Annotated in this window: 14 protein-coding genes; 7 read left to right on the forward strand and 7 right to left on the reverse strand. The window is 60.5% G+C overall.

Annotated elements, in window-relative coordinates; genetic code table 11:
* Positions 1 to 39: 39 nt before the first annotated feature.
* From GPK94_RS14825 to dpaL, 5 genes are all read right to left on the reverse strand, one after another.
* Positions 40 to 414: a Rid family detoxifying hydrolase gene (locus tag GPK94_RS14825; RefSeq protein WP_186963141.1), complete on the reverse strand. Its 375-nt coding sequence runs from the start codon at positions 412 to 414 to the stop codon at positions 40 to 42.
* Between the two features lie 95 nt (positions 415 to 509).
* Positions 510 to 1,451 (reverse strand): carbamate kinase, encoded by a 942-nt coding sequence (gene arcC / locus GPK94_RS14830; RefSeq protein WP_195278824.1) that lies wholly within the window; start codon positions 1,449 to 1,451, stop codon positions 510 to 512.
* Positions 1,452 to 1,750: 299 nt separating this feature from the next.
* On the reverse strand, positions 1,751 to 2,950 hold the full coding sequence (gene ygeW, locus GPK94_RS14835) for a knotted carbamoyltransferase YgeW (RefSeq protein WP_101692397.1): 1,200 nt from the start codon (positions 2,948 to 2,950) through the stop codon (positions 1,751 to 1,753).
* A gap of 145 nt (positions 2,951 to 3,095) precedes the next feature.
* Complete coding sequence (locus tag GPK94_RS14840; RefSeq protein WP_101692398.1) at positions 3,096 to 4,508, reverse strand: YgeY family selenium metabolism-linked hydrolase; 1,413 nt, start codon at positions 4,506 to 4,508, stop codon at positions 3,096 to 3,098.
* A gap of 127 nt (positions 4,509 to 4,635) precedes the next feature.
* Positions 4,636 to 5,889, reverse strand: a complete 1,254-nt coding sequence (gene dpaL / locus GPK94_RS14845) for a diaminopropionate ammonia-lyase (RefSeq protein WP_193535846.1) — start codon at positions 5,887 to 5,889, stop codon at positions 4,636 to 4,638.
* A 357-nt stretch (positions 5,890 to 6,246) separates the two neighbouring features.
* On the opposite strand from dpaL, the gene xdh reads away from it, so the two are divergent.
* From xdh to GPK94_RS14860, 3 genes are all read left to right on the forward strand, one after another.
* A complete protein-coding gene (gene xdh, locus GPK94_RS14850) occupies positions 6,247 to 8,820 on the forward strand; it encodes a selenium-dependent xanthine dehydrogenase (protein WP_215656162.1) in 2,574 nt (857 codons plus the stop codon).
* 487 nt (positions 8,821 to 9,307) lie between these two features.
* Positions 9,308 to 10,381: a BMP family protein gene (locus tag GPK94_RS14855; protein WP_195278823.1), complete on the forward strand. Its 1,074-nt coding sequence runs from the start codon at positions 9,308 to 9,310 to the stop codon at positions 10,379 to 10,381.
* 154 nt (positions 10,382 to 10,535) lie between these two features.
* Positions 10,536 to 11,579: a BMP family protein gene (locus GPK94_RS14860; RefSeq protein ID WP_193535842.1), complete on the forward strand. Its 1,044-nt coding sequence runs from the start codon at positions 10,536 to 10,538 to the stop codon at positions 11,577 to 11,579.
* A gap of 59 nt (positions 11,580 to 11,638) precedes the next feature.
* Here GPK94_RS14860 and GPK94_RS14865 read toward each other — a convergent pair whose 3' ends face one another.
* Positions 11,639 to 12,577 carry a selenium metabolism-associated LysR family transcriptional regulator gene (locus GPK94_RS14865; protein ID WP_193535840.1) on the reverse strand — a complete coding sequence of 313 codons (939 nt, stop codon included), beginning with the start codon at positions 12,575 to 12,577 and terminating at the stop codon, positions 11,639 to 11,641.
* Positions 12,578 to 12,692: 115 nt separating this feature from the next.
* On the opposite strand from GPK94_RS14865, the gene selD reads away from it, so the two are divergent.
* The 4 genes from selD (at position 12,693) to GPK94_RS14885 (ending at position 15,594) form a co-directional block, all read left to right on the forward strand.
* The gene (selD, locus tag GPK94_RS14870; protein ID WP_215656163.1) at positions 12,693 to 13,748 is read left to right on the forward strand and encodes a selenide, water dikinase SelD; all 1,056 of its coding nucleotides are present in this window, start codon (positions 12,693 to 12,695) and stop codon (positions 13,746 to 13,748) included.
* A 311-nt stretch (positions 13,749 to 14,059) separates the two neighbouring features.
* Positions 14,060 to 15,124 carry a YedE family putative selenium transporter gene (yedE, locus tag GPK94_RS14875; RefSeq protein ID WP_101692404.1) on the forward strand — a complete coding sequence of 355 codons (1,065 nt, stop codon included), beginning with the start codon at positions 14,060 to 14,062 and terminating at the stop codon, positions 15,122 to 15,124.
* Positions 15,125 to 15,146: 22 nt separating this feature from the next.
* Positions 15,147 to 15,350: a sulfurtransferase TusA family protein gene (locus GPK94_RS14880; RefSeq protein ID WP_101692405.1), complete on the forward strand. Its 204-nt coding sequence runs from the start codon at positions 15,147 to 15,149 to the stop codon at positions 15,348 to 15,350.
* Between the two features lies 1 nt (position 15,351).
* Positions 15,352 to 15,594, forward strand: coding sequence for a DUF3343 domain-containing protein (locus GPK94_RS14885; protein ID WP_101692406.1), 243 nt, complete (start codon positions 15,352 to 15,354; stop codon positions 15,592 to 15,594).
* 50 nt (positions 15,595 to 15,644) lie between these two features.
* Here the strand turns inward: GPK94_RS14885 and GPK94_RS14890 are convergent, their stop codons facing one another.
* Complete coding sequence (locus GPK94_RS14890; RefSeq protein ID WP_101692407.1) at positions 15,645 to 16,361, reverse strand: amino acid racemase; 717 nt, start codon at positions 16,359 to 16,361, stop codon at positions 15,645 to 15,647.
* Between the last annotated feature and the right edge of the window lie 16 nt (positions 16,362 to 16,377).

Consider the following 16,377-nt stretch of genomic DNA (forward strand, 5'->3'; position numbering starts at 1 on the left):
AAGGGAATGGGTTCCATTGTACAACGTCAAGGATGCCGCTTACTTTACCGCAATGGCCTCGATCTCAAAGAGAGCGCCCTTGGGCAGATTCGCCACCTGATAGCAGGAGCGGGCGGGGGGATCGGTGTGGAACACGCCGGAGTAGATGGCGTTGATGGTAGCAAAATCGTTGATGTCGGCCAGGAAGACCGTGGTCTTCACCACATCGGCATAGCTCATGCCGGCCTCCTCCAGAATCGCACCCATGCTCTTCAGGGCCAGAGTGGCCTGCTCGGATACATCCTTGCCCAGGGTGCCGGTGGCCTTATCCACGCCCAGCTGGCCGGAGATGAAGAGCATGTTGCCCGCCTGCTTGGCGTGGCAGTAGGGGCCGGTCGCGGTAGGGGCGGCGGCAGCGGTAATGGTCTTGTTCATGGGAAAACCTCCATTCAGATGCGGGAGTTTCTCTCCCGGATAAAACTACGGAAGGGCCGGGGCGTGTTACGCCCCGGCCCGGTAAATACGGAAAATCAGCAGTGGATGCTGGTACCGGTCTTGCCGGCAACGCCGTCCTTGGCCTTCTCCAGCAGAGTGATGAGGGCGGTACGGCCGGGCTTGGACTCGGCAAACTGCAGAGCAGCCTGCACCTTGGGCAGCATGGAGCCGGGAGCAAACTCGCCGTCAGCGATGTACTTCTCAGCCTCAGCGGGGGTCAGCTCGTCCAGCCACTTCACATCGGGCTTGCCGAAGTGGATGGCCACCTTCTCCACGGCGGTGAGGATGATCAGGCAGTCGGCGTCCAGCTGCTGAGCCAGCACGCAGGAGGCGAAGTCCTTGTCCACCACAGCGGCAGCGCCGTCCAGACGGTTGCCCTCACCGTGGAACACGGGGATGCCGCCGCCGCCGCAGGCGACGACCACATGGCCGGCGTCCACCAGGGCCTTGACGGTATCGATCTCGGCAATGGCCTGGGGCTTGGGAGAGGCCACCACACGGCGGTAGCCGCGGCCAGCGTCCTCCTTCACCACATAGCCGCGCTCGGCAGCCAGCTTCTCAGCCTCTTCCTTAGTCATGAAGGCGCCGATGGGCTTGGTGGGATTCTCGAAGGCGGGATCGTTCTTGTCCACGATGACCTGGGTCAGAACGGTGGCGCAGGGCTTGTTGATGCCCCGGTCCAGCAGCTCCTGCCGCAGGGCGTTCTGCAGATCGTATCCGATGTAGCCCTGGCTCATGGCCACGCACACGGACAGGGGGCAGGGGATGTACTTCTCGGGATTGGAGCGGGTCAGCTCGGTCATGGCGTTCTGGATCATGCCCACCTGGGGACCGTTGCCGTGGGCAATAATGACTTCATGGCCCTCCTCGATCAGGTCGGCAATGGCCTTGGCGGTCTGCTGCACCGCGATCATCTGCTCGGGAAGGTTATTGCCCAGCGCGTTGCCGCCCAGGGCGATGACGATTTTTTTACCCATTAGTCGCACCTCATTTTTCCGTATTATTAAAATACGCAGTCTAATTTGATAAGGCTATCATAAAGCCAAAGTCTTCAGATGTCAAATGGTATTTCAGACAAAATTGTAAACTCTTCTAATTTCTTTTCTCTTTCCCGCCGCGCAGCACCCAGAAATTGGTTTGGCCCGCCCGACAAACCATGATTCGTCAAGCGGGCCTTGCCTTGCGCAAAGGGGTTATATAGCAGGCGTGAGGGCCGGAGGCGAAACCGGTCGCGCCATACTACTGAGAAAAACCGTGAGGTATCTCCAAAAAAGACTTACTTCTGGAACCAACGGGCCATGCCGCGCTCCTCCAGAGCCTTCAGAGTGGCCTGGGGATCCTTCACCTTGGCCAGGAAGATCATGGCGGCGATGATGTAGGGCTTGAAGGAAGCCTCCTTGTACAGGGGGTCACGATAGCGGTCGAACACGGAAGCCTCGACCTCGCCGTCCTTGCAGGAGACGTCGTTGATGTCGGCGGGCAGGCAGTGCATGTACAGAGCCTTGCCGTTCTTGGTGGTCTTCATGAGCTCCTCGGTGCAGCACCAATCCTTGTGGTTGGCGTTCTGAGCCAGCAGCTCCTTCTCCAGAGCCTTGATGCCCTCGCTGTCGCCCTCGGCGTACAGGTTGGTGCGCTTCTCCATGGCGGCAAAGGGAGCCCAGCTCTTGGGATACACGATGTCGGCATCCTTGAAGGCCTCGGCCATGGAGTGGGTCTTGGTGAAGGTACCGCCGCTCTTGGCAGCGTTGGCCTTGGCGACCTCCTCGACCTCGGGCATGACCTCATATCCCTCGGGATGGGCCAGGACAACGTCCATGCCGAAGCGGCTCATCAGGCCGATGATGCCCTGGGGCACGGAGAGGGGCTTGCCGTAGGAGGGGCTGTAAGCCCAGGTCATGGCGATCTTCTTGCCCTTCAGGTTCTCCACGCCGCCGAACTCATGGATGATGTGCAGCATGTCGGCCATGGCCTGAGTGGGGTGGTCAATATCGCACTGGAGGTTGACCAGAGTGGGCTTCTGCTCCAGGACGCCGTCCTTGTTGCCCTGGGTCACGGCCTCGACCACTTCCTTCTGATAGGTGTGGCCCTTGCCGATGTACATGTCGTCACGGATACCGATGACGTCGGCCATGAAGGAGATCATGTTGGCAGTCTCACGGACGGTCTCGCCATGGGCGATCTGGCTCTTGCCCTCGTCCAGATCCTGCACCTCGAGGCCCAGCAGGTTACAGGCGGAGGCGAAGGAGAAACGGGTACGGGTGGAGTTGTCGCGGAACAGGGAGATGCCCAGGCCGCTCTCAAAGATCTTGGTGGAAATGTTGTTCTCACGCATGTAGCGCAGGGCGTCGGCCACGGTGAAGACAGCCTCGATCTCGTCGTCGGTCTTGTCCCAGGTCAGGAAGAAGTCACCCTCGTACATCTCCTTGAAGTTGAGCTTGTTGAGCTTGTCAATATAAGCCTGCAGTTTGGCATCCATAATCTTGTTCTCCTTTATATTTGAGTTTTCAGTTCAGTTCTGTATGGACCGGAGGCGAATCGGGTCGTCACAGATTCAGATGGAACAGGGAGGAGGGGGCCGCCGGACCTTCCGGCGGTCCTCCGCCTGTATGCACAGGAAAAACTTACTTAATGTCGTTGTCGGTCAGGGTGGCGCGGAACTGGGTCACGTCGTCGGTCTTGTTCTCCTCCTTGTACAGGCCGGGCACGGCGGAGTACAGGGCGGCGCAGCGGACCAGATCGTCCTTCCAGGTGATCTCGTTGGGGGCATGAGCCTGGCTCTCAGCACCGGGGCCGAAGCCGACGCAGGGGATGCCGTAACGGCCCTGGATGGCCACGCCGTTGGTGGAGAAGGTCCACTTGTCGGTCAGAGGACGGCCCTCGCGCAGATGCATGGCGTCGCGCTTGGGATCGGCGTCGGTGTGGCCCAGACGCTTGTCGCCGAACAGGCCGTGGTGAGCGTCCACCAGAGCCTGCACGTGGGCAGCAGTCTCCTTGTTGATCCAGGTGGGGAAGTAGCACTCGGTCTCATAGACCTCGCCGGTCCACGCGGGACGGTCGTACATGTACATGGAGACCTTCACGTCGTCGCCGTACTTCTTCACGCTGGGCAGCTGACGGATCTCCTCCAGGCAGGAATCCCAGGTCTCGCCGGCGGTCATGCGGCGGTCGATGGAGATGGCGCAGGAGTCAGCCACAGCGCAGCGGCTGGGAGAGGTATAGAAGATCTGGGAGGTGGTGCAGGTGCCGCGGCCCAGGAAGCGGGCATCCTCATAGTGCTCGGGGTTGTACTTGGGGTTGAGCATCTTCACGAGGCCCTTGATCTCGGTGGAGTCGGCATCGTCGTTCTCGTTGAGGGCGCGGACATCCTGGAGAATGTCGGCCATCTTGTAGATGGCGTTGTCGCCGCGCTCGGGAGCGGAGCCGTGGCAGGAAACGCCCTTCACGTCCACGCGGATCTCCATACGGCCGCGGTGACCGCGGTAGATGCCGCCGTCGGTGGGCTCAGTGGAGACCACGAACTCGACCTGCTCCTTCTTGATGCCGTTGGCGGGGAAGAACTTGTTGACGATGTACTGCCAGCACATGCCGTCGCAGTCCTCTTCCTGAACGGTGCCCACCACCATGATCTTGTATCCGGGAGGAATCAGGCCCAGATCCTTCATGATCTTGGCGCCGTAAGTGGCGGAAGCCATGCCGCCCTCCTGGTCGGAACCGCCGCGGCCGAAGATCACGGCGTCATCCTCGTAGCCCTTGTAGGGGTCGGCTTCCCAGTTGTTGATGTTGCCGATGCCCACGGTGTCGATGTGGGAGTCAAAAGCGATGATCTTGTCGCCCTCGCCCATCCAGCCGATCACGTTGCCCAGGCCGTCGATCTCGACCTTGTCGTAGCCCAGCTTTTCCATCTCGGCCTTGATGCACATGACGACTTCCTTCTCCTCGCAGCTCTCGCTGGGATGGGAAATCATGTCCCGCAGGAAGCGGCTCATGTCAGCGCGGTAGCTCTCGGCTGCGGCCTTGATCTTTTCAAAATCCATGACTAATCCTCCAAATTACATATATGACTTTTTTTGTAAACAATGGGTAAGCAATCCGGCGGCCCCGCGGCCACGGGGCCGCCGTTTGCTGAGAGACGTCTGTTCGCTTGTATCGCAGGAACCAGTCTTACTTGTTCAGTCGATAACCTTCGTACTCAGCCAGCGGCGTGCTGGTGGTGGGATATTCGCCGTCCCAGATGATGCGGCGGAACTTCTGGGGATCGGTGTTGCCCTCGGTGGAGATCATCAGCACCTGGCTGAAGCGGTCCAGGCCCAGATAATCCTTGAGGTCCTTGTAATCGGGGTTGTTCATGATGGCATCCAGGCAGCCCATGCCCACGGCGCCGGACTCGCCGGAGATGACCACGGGGTCGCCGTCGCAGGGAACGCCCAGCATACGCATGCCCTTGGCGCTGACCCAGTCGGGGCAGGAGGTAAAGACGCTGGAGTGGTTGCGCAGGATGTCCCAGCCGATGATGTTGGGCTCACCGCAGGCCAGGCCGGCCATGATGGTCTTCAGATCGCCGGTGACGATGCGGGGATTGCCGTCGCCCACCAGAGCGCCGCGGAACAGGCAGTCGGCCGCGGAAGTCTCCATGATGACCACCTTGGGAGGATCGTTGGGGAAGAGGTTGTGGAAGAAGCCCTGCACCGCGCCGGCCAGAGAACCCACGCCCGCCTGCACGAACACGTGAGTGGGACGGTTCACGCCGATCTGACGCAGCTGCTCGGCCGCCTCAGAAGCCATGGTGCCGTAGCCCTGCATGATCCAGGAGGGGATGTCCTCATAGCCCTCCCAAGCGGTGTCCTGCACGATGACGCCGTTCTCGCACTCGTCGGCCTCAGCCGCAGCCATGCGCACGCAGTCGTCGTAGTTCACGTCCTCGATGGTGACCTTGGCGCCTTCCTTGGCAATGTTATTGTAACGAGCAATGGAGCTGCCCTTGGGCATATGGACAACAGCCTTCTGACCCAGCTTGTTGGCAGCCCACGCCACGCCGCGGCCATGGTTGCCGTCGGTGGCGGTGAAGAAGGTGGCCTGACCAAACTCCTTGCGCAGCTGCTCGCTGGTCAGGTAGTCATAGGTCATCTCGGACACGTCCTTGCCGGTCTTCTGCGCGATGTACCGGGCCATGGCAAAGGAGCCGCCCAGCACCTTAAAGGCGTTCAGGCCAAAGCGATAGGACTCATCCTTAACATAGATGCCGCCCAGGCCCATGTAGGTGGCCATCCGCTTCAGGTTGGCCAGAGGGGTCACGGAATACTGAGGGAAGCTGCTGTGAAACGCGCGGGCCTTGGCCACGTTCTCCAGGGACATGACTTCCAGCCACTTGTCGTCGCTCTTGGGCATCCGGTTGGGTACCCACTTAATCTGTTCCATCTCCATTTTACTTCATTCGCCTCCGTAAAAATTTGAGAGATTACCTCGCGGAATTTCTTCCGCTTTCCGCAACCATAATACCATATTATACTGATAAGTCAAGTGGTATCCTAAAAATTTTTTATTTTAACTAAAACTATTTTTGAATTTTGTTTATTTTACCTACACGCCCGATATTGCCTTTCCAAAAAATTAGTGCTAAGCTATAAACAAGAAGGAAAATAGGCTTATTTTGAGATTGGAATGTGCAAAATGCAGATGGGCTGTATCGCCCCCGCCGGATACGTTCGATCCGCATCTACACCCCACTCCCGCACGGTAAGAACCATCTCAAAGGATTTAAAGGAGGCAACTCAGATGTTCACTCTGAACGTCAACGGCAAGACCGTAACCGTCGAGCAGGACCGCAAGCTCATCGATGTCCTGCGCGAGGACCTAAAACTCACCTCCGTCAAAGACGGCTGCGACCAGGGCGCCTGCGGCGCCTGTACCATTCTGGTGGATGGCGCCCCCATCAAGGCCTGCGTCCAGAAGGTCTCCAAATTTGAAGGGAAGGAAATCCTCACGGTCGAAGGACTGAGCGAGCGGGAGCGTGAGGTCTATGTCTACGCTTTCGGCGAGGCCGGAGCCGTCCAGTGCGGCTTCTGTATCCCCGGCATGGTCCTGTGCGGCAAGTCCCTCATCGACCGCAATCCCAATCCCACCCGGGATGAGATCGCCTTTGCCATCCGAAACAACATCTGCCGCTGCACCGGTTATAAGAAGATCATCGACGCCATCGAGCTGGCCGCCCGCCTGATCCGGGAGGACCGCCGAGATCTCAAGCCTCCGGTGGTCACCGGTGTGGGCCAGCGGGCCCACCGGGTGGACGTGGCCGAAAAGGTCCTGGGCTACGGCCAGTATACCAATGACATCCAGATCGACGGCATGCTGGTGGGCTCCGCTCTGCGCGCCCAGTATCCCCGGGCCCGGGTACTCTCCATTGACACCAGCGCGGCCAAGGCCGTGCCCGGCGTCCATGCCGTCCTCACGGCGGTGGATATCCCCGGTTCCTTTAAGGTTGGCCATCTGAAGCAGGACTGGGACGCTCTGGTTCCCGTGGGCCATGTGACCCACTACTTGGGCGATGCCGTGGCCCTGGTGGCCGCCGAGACCTGGGAGCAGGTCCAGCAGGCCAAGGCCCTGATCAAGGTGGAATACGAGGTACTGCCCGGCATTTTCGACGCCCGGGAGGCCCTGAAAGAGGGCTCCCCGCTGGTCCACGAGAGCAGCAGCAGCAATATCCTGGCCCATGAGCATCTGGTTCGCGGCAACGCCGACGAGGTGCTGGCCAAGTCGGCCCATGTGGTCACCCGGTCCTACTACACGCCTCCCACCGAGCACGCCTTCCTGGAGCCCGAGTGCGCCGTGGCCATGGTGGATGACGAGAATCAGGAGGCCCTCATCTACTCCAGCGACCAGGGCACCTACGATACCCAGCATGAGTGCTCTCTCATGATGGGCTGGAAGCCGGAGCAGATCCACGTGATCAACGCCCTGGTGGGCGGCGGCTTCGGCGGCAAGGAGGACGTGAGCGTACAGCACCACGCCCTGCTGCTGGCCTACCATACCCACCGCCCGGTCAAGGTCAAGCTGACCCGGGATGAGAGCATCCTCATCCATCCCAAGCGCCACGCTGCCTGGATGGAGTTCACCACCGGCTGTGATGAGAACGGCTACCTCACCGCCATGAAGGCCGTAGTGGTCACCGACACCGGCGCCTATGCGTCCCTGGGCGGCCCCGTGCTTCAGCGCCTGTGCACCCACGCCGCCGGCCCCTATAACTATCAGGTTATCGACATCGACGGCACCGCCGTCTACACCAACAACCCGCCCGCCGGCGCCTTCCGCGGCTTCGGCGTGACCCAGAGCTGCTTTGCCACCGAGTGTAACCTGAACCTGCTGGCAGAGGCAGTTGGTATCTCTCCCTGGGAGATCCGCTACCGCAACGCCATCCGTCCGGGCCAGGTCCTGCCCAACGGTCAGATCGCCTTCCCCGGCACTGCCCTGGCGCAGACTCTGGAGGCCGTCAAAGAGGTCTATGAGAACCATCCCAGAGCCGGCATTGCCTGCGCCATGAAGAACGCCGGCGTCGGCGTGGGCCTCCCCGACTGGGGCCGCTGCCGCATCACGGTGGAGGACGGAAAGATCTGGCTGCGGGCCGGTGCCTCCTGCATCGGACAGGGCCTGGGCACCGTTCTCACCCAGATCGCCTGCGAGACGCTGGGCGTGCATCAGGACGTGGTGGTCTATCCCCAGGCCGAGACCAACAATGCCCCGGACGCCGGTACCACCTCCGGCTCCCGCCAGACCCTCATCACCGGTGAGGCCTGCCGCCGTGCCTGTCTGGAACTCAAGAAGGTCCTGGACGCCGGCAACTCCCTCGCCGATCTGAATGGCCGGGAGTTCTATGGCGAGTGCCTGGCCGCCACCGACAAAATGGGCGCCGACAAGCCCAACCCCGTCTCCCACGTGGGATACGGCTATGCCACCCAGGTGGTCTGCCTCAATGAGGACGGCACCATCGAAAAGGTCGTGGCCGCTCACGACGTGGGCCGGGCCATCAACCCGCTGAGCGTGGAGGGCCAGATCGAGGGCGGCGTGGTCATGAGCCTTGGCTATGCGCTGACCGAGGACTTCCCCCTGGTGGAAGGCAAGCCCACCGCCAAGTTTGGTACTCTGGGACTCTTCCGCGCCAACAAGACCCCCCCGGTGGAGGCCATTATCGTGGAGGCCAACCAGGACTCTGAACTGGGCTATGGCGCCGTCGGCATCGGTGAGATCACATCCATCCCCACCCCTCCCGCGGTGCAGGGTGCCTATTATAAGATGGACGGCCAGTTCCGTACCACCCTCCCCCTGGAGAACACCCCCTATTCCCGCAAAAAGTAAATTTTACCCTGACCGAGAGGCGGCGTGCAGATGAACTGCACGCCGCCTTTTTGGAGTTCCATAAGGTAAACTCTCCATTTCATTTTTGTCTATTTTGACAAATACATTTTAAATAATCAGCTTTATTTTATTTAAATAGACCATTTCCTCTTGACTTTTTTTCATTCGTCCTTTAGAATAGTGGCAAGTTCACCACATATAGTCTTCATATGATATAATCTTTTTGTGATTCTTGACGATATTGCTGTGGTGAGCCATTCCTTTCACCCACGGGGGTATGACCTTGGACGGACGCAACTCTGTCCCCATGCCGAAGGGTCTCAGAGGTTCTCCAAGCCTGTGCCCGCATCTTCCGTCTGGAGATGCATACAGGAGGCATATCCGGCGGTGTCTGTCACACCGGCGAATCAGCCCGCTCTCATGGGCGCGTATCCCACTGCATAGACTGGATGCACCCAGTCATGCCAATCAAAAGGAGGATAATGTAATGAAAAAGCTGATTCCCTTGTTCCTCGCCGGCGCTCTCATGGTGGGGATGTCCGCCTGCGGCGGCTCTTCGGCCGAGCCGTCCACTGCTCCCACAGGCGATTCCGGTGCTTCCGGCGGCTCTGAGTATGATGACATCAAGATTGCCGTCATGCTCTCCGGCCCTCCCACCGACGGCGGCTACTGCCAGCAGGGCGCCGACGGCGTACGTGCCATTCAGGAAAAATACGGTCTGGATGACAGCCAGGTCGCGATCATCGACTCGGTCACCACGGCCGACATGGCCCGCTCCGAGGCCGAGAACATGGCCGCTGAGGGCTACAAAGTCATCTTTGGTCAGGGCGGCGAGTTTGCCGAGTACTTCTCCGAAGTGGCTCCCGACTATCCTGACACCTGGTTCGTCACCAACGGTGGTTCCGTGGTGGGCGAAAATCAGTTCCCCATGTGCATGAGCACGGAGGAAGGCGGTTATGTCTGCGGCGTGATCGCCGGCATGATGACCAAGACCAATACGCTGGGCGTGATCGCCGGCGGTGACTGGCCCTCCTTTACCAAGCCCGGCGTGGGCTTTGCCCTGGGTGCCAAGAGCGTCAACCCCGATGTGACGGTCAAATCCGCCGTCCTCAGCGCCACCAACACCAACGAGGCCTATGAGACCGCGCTGAGCCAGATCCAGAGCGGTGCTGACTTCCTGTTCCCCAACGCCAACGAGGGTACCTCCGGTGCCATCAAGGCCGTGTCTGAGAACCCCGAGGTCTATGGCTTCGGCGTGTTCGGCGACTACATCTCCGGCGCCCCCAACCAGGTCATCGGCAACAGCCTGCCCGACGCCCCCGGCGCCTATGTGGCCGTGTTTGATGCCATCATGAACGGCGAGACCACGGGCGACATTATGTTCCTGGGCATGAAGGAAGGCGTCATCTCCTTCGAGTGGAACGAGGACCTGAAGGCCACCCTGCCCGAGGATGTGGTGGCTGCTGCGGAGCAGACCATCGAGGACATCAAGGCCGGCAAGATCGACATCCCCAACGAGTATGAGATCGGCGAGACCGGAACCGAGGTCTATTTCAACTAAATCACACCATCAAAATGGGCCTGTTTGGTCATCCAAACGGGCCCATTTTACCGTCGTTTCCCTTGACGGCGGAATCCTTTTTGATTATGATAGTGGTATCGGAAAATTCTTCTGATGACCCCGCGCACTGATTCATTTTGAGGAGGATACCCACATGAAAAAGGCACTTTCTCTGCTCCTGTCCTGCTCTCTTCTCACAGCGGCTCTCTCCGGCTGTGGCGGCGGCGGGACCGAACCCACCCAGGCTGCTTCTGACGACCCCTCTACCTGGAAAGTCGGCGTCATGCTCTCCGGCTCTCCCACCGACGGCGGCTACTGCCAGCAGGGCGCCGACGGCGTGCGTGCCATTGAGGAGAAGTACGGCTGCCAGGTGGCCATCATCGACTCGGTCACCACGGCTGACGACGCCCGGGCCGAGGCCGAAAATATGGCTGCTGAGGGCTACAAGATCGTCTTTGGCCAGGGCGGCCAGTTTGCCGAGTACTTCTCCGAAGTGGCTCCCGACTACCCCGACACCTGGTTCATTACCAACGGTGGTGCCGTGACCGGTGAGAATCAGTTCCCCATGTGCATGAGCACGGAGGAGGGCGGCTATGTCTGCGGCGTTCTGGCCGGCCTGCTCACCCAGAGCGGCGTCATGGGCACCATCGTCAGCGGCGACTACCCCTCCTTCACCAAGCCCGGCGTGGGCTTTGCCCTGGGCGCCAAGAGCGTGGACCCCAACAACGTGGTCAAGTTCTCCGTCCTGAGCGCCTCCAACTCCAACGAGGCCTATGAGACCATCCAGAGCCAGATCCAGGGCGGCGCCGACGTGATCTTCCCCAATGCCGACGAGGGCAACAGCGGCGCCATCAAGGCCGTGTCTGAGTCCGAGGGTGTGTATGCCTTCGGCGTCTTTGGCGACTACATTTCCGGTGCTCCTGAGCAGGTGGCCGGCAACATGATGGTGGACGCCCCCGGCGCCTATGTGGCTGCGTTTGAGTCCGTCATGAACGGTGAGGCCTCCGGCGAGATCCAGTATCTCGGCATGAAGGAGGGCATTATCTCCTTCCAGTGGAACGAGGACTTCAAGGCCACTCTGCCCGAGGATGTGGTGGCTCAGGTCGAGCAGACCGTGGAAGACATCAAGGCCGGTAAGATCGACATCCCCAACGAGTACGACATCGGCGAGACCGGTATTACCGAGTATTTTAACTAAATTTTGCCCCTGAGAAGCGAACGGAAACGGCCCTGCCGCAGCTGCGGCAGGGCCGTTTTTTACGATGTCGGTTCCGCTTTGAGGCTGCCCGCTTCAATCTCCCCCTGAAAATACCGGGGGAGCTCCTGCAGCAGCATAGATGCGGCCGGGGAGTGGGGCCGGGTACGGTGATGGATCAGATAGAACTGCCGGTCCAGCAGAGGACTGTCATAGTCGAAGGACAGGATACTGCCCATCTGTACATAGTCCGCCGCCGCCAGCCCAGACACAATGGAGATCCCCAGGCCGTTCTTGACCCCCTGCAAAATACTCTCCGTACTCTGAAGCTGGGCCGCCAGGGTCAGCTCCCGGGGATCGATTCCAATGCCCCGCAGGAATTCCTCGCTGCGCTTGCGGGTACCTGAGCCGGGCTCCCGCACCAGGAAGGGACTGGCGCGCAGCACCTGTCCGGAAATGGTCCCGTCCAGTTCCCGGAATTCCGGCGTATTGGGCGTAACGATCACCATGCGCTCGGAAAAGAAGGGCGTACAGACGCATCCCGCCTTCTGTACCGGCGAGCCGATGATTCCCATCTCCGCGCCGTTTTCAAAGATGCGCTGGGCCACCTGGCTGCTGTCTCCCTGAAACACCTGGAAAAAGACCTTGGGATAGCGCTTGCGCAGATGGGGCAGAATGCGGGGCAGCAGGTACTGGGAGGGCACGGTGGAGGCCGCAATGGACAGGGCGCCCTGGATGTCGGAGGAGGCCGTCTTGACCTCCTGCTCCGCCCGCTCGCACAGGCCCAGGATCTGGTTGGCATAGCCGTAGAGGATATTGCCGGTTGCGGTAAGCTGGATCTCCTTGGTGGAGCGGACCACCAGCTTACTGCCCAATTCCCCCTCCAGTGCGCTGATGTGGGCGCTGATGGTGGGCTGGGTCAGGTAGAGGGCGTCGGCAGCCTTGGAAAAGCTTTTGAGGCGGGCCACCTGCACAAAGACCTCCAGTTGCTTGAGTTGCATAATGATCGTTCCTCTCTCTTCTTCTCGGGTTGTGGTTGCTATTTGCAGGAAACAGGGTTAGAATAGAACACGCTCTCCCCCGGAGAGCCATAACACAAGAAAGTGGGTGCGGAATATGTCGTCGGATGTACGCAAGATCAAGTTGACCGAGATGACCTCAGCCGGTGGGTGAGGGGCCAAAATAGGACCGGGTGTCCTTGGAAAACTGCTCGCCGATCTGCCCCGCATCTATGATCCGAATCTGATGGTGGGGTTTGACTCCAGCGACGACGCGGCGGTCTACCGCGTCAACGATGAGACGGCCATGATCGCCACGGTGGATTTCTTCCCTCCCATTGTGGACGATCCCTTCCAGTTCGGTCAGGTGGCCGCCACCAATGCCCTGTCCGATGTGTGGGCCATGGGCGGCACGCCGAAAATCGCCATGAATCTGCTCACCTTCCCCAACTGCCTGCCTCTGGAGGTGGTGCAGGGCATCCTGGCCGGCGGATATGACAAGGTGATGGAGGCGGGTGCCGTCATCGTCGGCGGCCACAGCATTGAGGACAAGGAGCCCAAATACGGGCTGTGCGTGATGGGATTTGCCCATCCGGACGAGGTTCTCACCAATGACGGGGCCAAAGAGGGCGATATCCTTGTCCTCACCAAGCCCCTTGGTACCGGCATTCTCTCTACCGCCGCTAAGGCTGGGCTTCTCACCCAGGCGGAGTATGACGAGATGCTCGCGATCATGACCACCCTCAACAAAAAGGGACAGGAGGCTATGCTCCCCGTGCACCCCACCGCCTGTACCGACATCACCGGCTTCGGCCTGCTGGGCCACGTGCAGGAGATGGCCAAGGGATGCGGCCTGAGCTTTGAACTCTGGGCCGACGCGGTGCCCATCGTCCCCAAGGCTCTAGAGCTGGCGAAAGACGGTATCATCCCGGGCGGCGCCTACAACAACATGGGCTATCTGGCCGATGATGTGGTGGTGGAGCCCGGTGTGGCGCTGGAGCGGTCCGACGCCATGTACGATCCCCAGACGGCAGGCGGCCTGCTCATCACGGTGCCCGAATCCCGCTCCGGTGAGCTCCTCCAGCGTCTGAAGGACCTGGGCGTGCCCGGCGCTGCCATTGGCATGGTGAAAGCGCGCGGGGACAAGCTGGTGCGTCTGCGTCCCGGCTATTGATTTTATGCTTCACGCGATAGAAAGACGGACTCCGGCTCAGCCGGGGTCCGTTTTTTTGCGCGGATCTCACAGGATGCTCCTCCCCATACTGTTCCCCCTCAGTATACACCTTCCGTTTGCACTTGGAAATATTTTATTTAAAAATAAAATAAATTATATTGTAATTATTCCACATGCTTCTTTATTGATTTTCTCAATATTACCACCATATTTATATCGTTGTTTTCAATTTCCATTCTGCGGAAAGGGCGGCTATAATAAACGAGTAAGTACGCATTGTGTGGCGTGCAAGGGTAAAGGAGGAACTTTTTATGTCAAAGCTGAAACAGCACGGCCTCATTATCGTGGCCGGCGCGGTGGTGGGCTTGATCGCCGCCATCCTCTCCTGGCAGGGGAATCCCTACAACATGGGCTTTTGTATTGCCTGCTTCCTGCGGGACATCGCCGGCGCTGTGGGACTCCACCGTGCAGAGACAGTTCAGTACATCCGGCCTGAGATCATCGGCCTGGTTCTGGGCGCTATGGGCATGGCCATGGTGGGGAAGGAATTCAACGTCCGCGGCGGTTCGTCTCCGGTCCTGCGCTTTGTGCTCGGTTTTTGTGTGATGGTGGGCGCCCTGATGTTCCTGGGCTGCCCCCTGCGTATGGTCCTGCGTCTGGGCGGCGGTGACCTGAATGCGGTGCTCGGCCTCATCGGCTTCGCTCTGGGCATTCTGGTGGGCACCTTCTTCCTGCGCGCCGGCTTCACCCTGAAGAAATCCACCCCCCAGCCCAAGGCCGAAGGCTTCGTGATGCCCCTGATCTCCCTGGGTCTGCTGGTGCTGCTGGTGCTCCGTCCCGCCTTCATCTTCTTCTCCTCGGAAGCTCCCGGCTCCAAGGCCGCTCCCATCGCCCTGGCCCTGATCGCCGGCCTCGTGGTGGGTGCTCTGGCCCAGAAGACCCGTCTGTGCATGGTGGGCGGCATCCGCGACGCCATCCTGTTCCAGGACTTCCACCTGCTGCTGGGCTTCATCGCCATCTTTGTGGCCGCCCTGGTGGGCAACCTGATCCTGGGCAATCCGGTCAACTTCTCGTTTACCGATCAGCCCGTGGCCTATAACGACGGCCTGTGGAACCTGCTGGGCATGGTCCTGGTGGGCTTCGGCTCGGTCCTGCTGGGCGGCTGCCCCCTGCGGCAGCTCATCCTCTCCGGCAGCGGCAACAGTGACTCCTCCGTGGCCGTTCTGGGCATGGTCGTGGGCGCCGCCTTCTGCCACAACTTCGGTCTGGCCTCTTCTGCCAAGGGTCCCACCGCCAATGGCCAGATCGCTGTGATCCTGGGTCTGATCGTGGTGGCCGCCATCGGCGCTGCCAACCTCAACCGCAAGAAAGCCTGATTTCGGAAAGGAGCATAGAACCATGAATGAACTGGACGCCCGGGGCTACTCCTGCCCCGAACCCGTTTTGATGACCAAGAAGGCCCTTCAGAAGGGCACCCCCCTCAAGGTGCTGGTGGACAGCATGACTCCCGTGCAGAACATCACCCGCTTTGCCTCCAACGCCGGCTATCAGGTGAGCCACCGGGCCGTGGGCGAGGACTTTGAGCTGACCATTACCAAGTAAGATGGAACAGATCGCCACCTTTCACACCCACTTCGGTGCCCTGACCTTCCAGAAGAAACTCCGGGCGCTGGGAGACAGCGCCGCCATGATGCCGGTGCCCCGGGCACTGTCCGCCTCCTGCGGCACCTGTGTCAAGTTCGGTATGGACTTTGACCCCGCCATGGCCGACGAGGACCTGGATGCGGTCTACGCCGTAGAGGGAAGCGGGAAGTACCGCCTGCTCTTCCAAAACGAAGAGGAATAAACAGCAAAAACCCCCGCCGTTCCAATTGGAACGGCGGGGGTTTTCCACATTTAGCACTCCCGCAGTGGATAACCGCAGGCGGTCACACAATGACGGGCCAGTACATCCAGGGCGTCCAGATAGAATTCCGGCAGGCCGTGGAAGGTCCGGAAGACCGACAGCTCGGTACAGCCCAGCACCGCGCCGTCGCATCCCAGTTCCTCCCGCACGGCCCGGTCAATGGGGACAAAGTCCTCCGGTGTGCCTCGCCGGCCCCGCTTGATCTCATCGTAGATGATGGACATGACCCGGCGCTGGATCTCCTCCGGCAGCGGGGGACACTCGATCCCCAGCGCCTGGAGCTCCCGCTGATAGACACCGGTGCGCACCGTGCCGTCGGTGGCCAGAACGCCCACCCGGCGGCATCCCCGCCGGGCCAGCACAGCGGCCGATTCCCGGACCATGTGGAGCAGCTTCATGCCCCCCAGGTCCTCCTGGAGCCGGGCGGCAAAGTAGTGGGAGGTGTTGCAGGGAATGGCCAGAATGGAGCAGCCCGCCCCCTCCAGCACCCGGCCCCCGGACAGGAGGGCCTCATAGCACCGCTGGGCATCGCCGCCCAGAATGGCCCCGGTACGGTCGGGGATCCAGGTATCGTTGTAAATCAGCGTGGGGATATGGTCCTGGTCCCGGTCGGCGTCGGTATAGTCCACGATGCGCTGGCACAGCTCCAGCGTGGCCTGGGGGCCCATGCCGCCCAGGATACCCAGCTTCGGTCGGTCGTTTGCCATGGGCTCCTCCTCTCGG

Source organism: Pseudoflavonifractor sp. MCC625, from assembly GCF_018784545.1.
Lineage (GTDB): Bacteria > Bacillota > Clostridia > Oscillospirales > Oscillospiraceae > Pseudoflavonifractor_A > Pseudoflavonifractor_A gallinarum.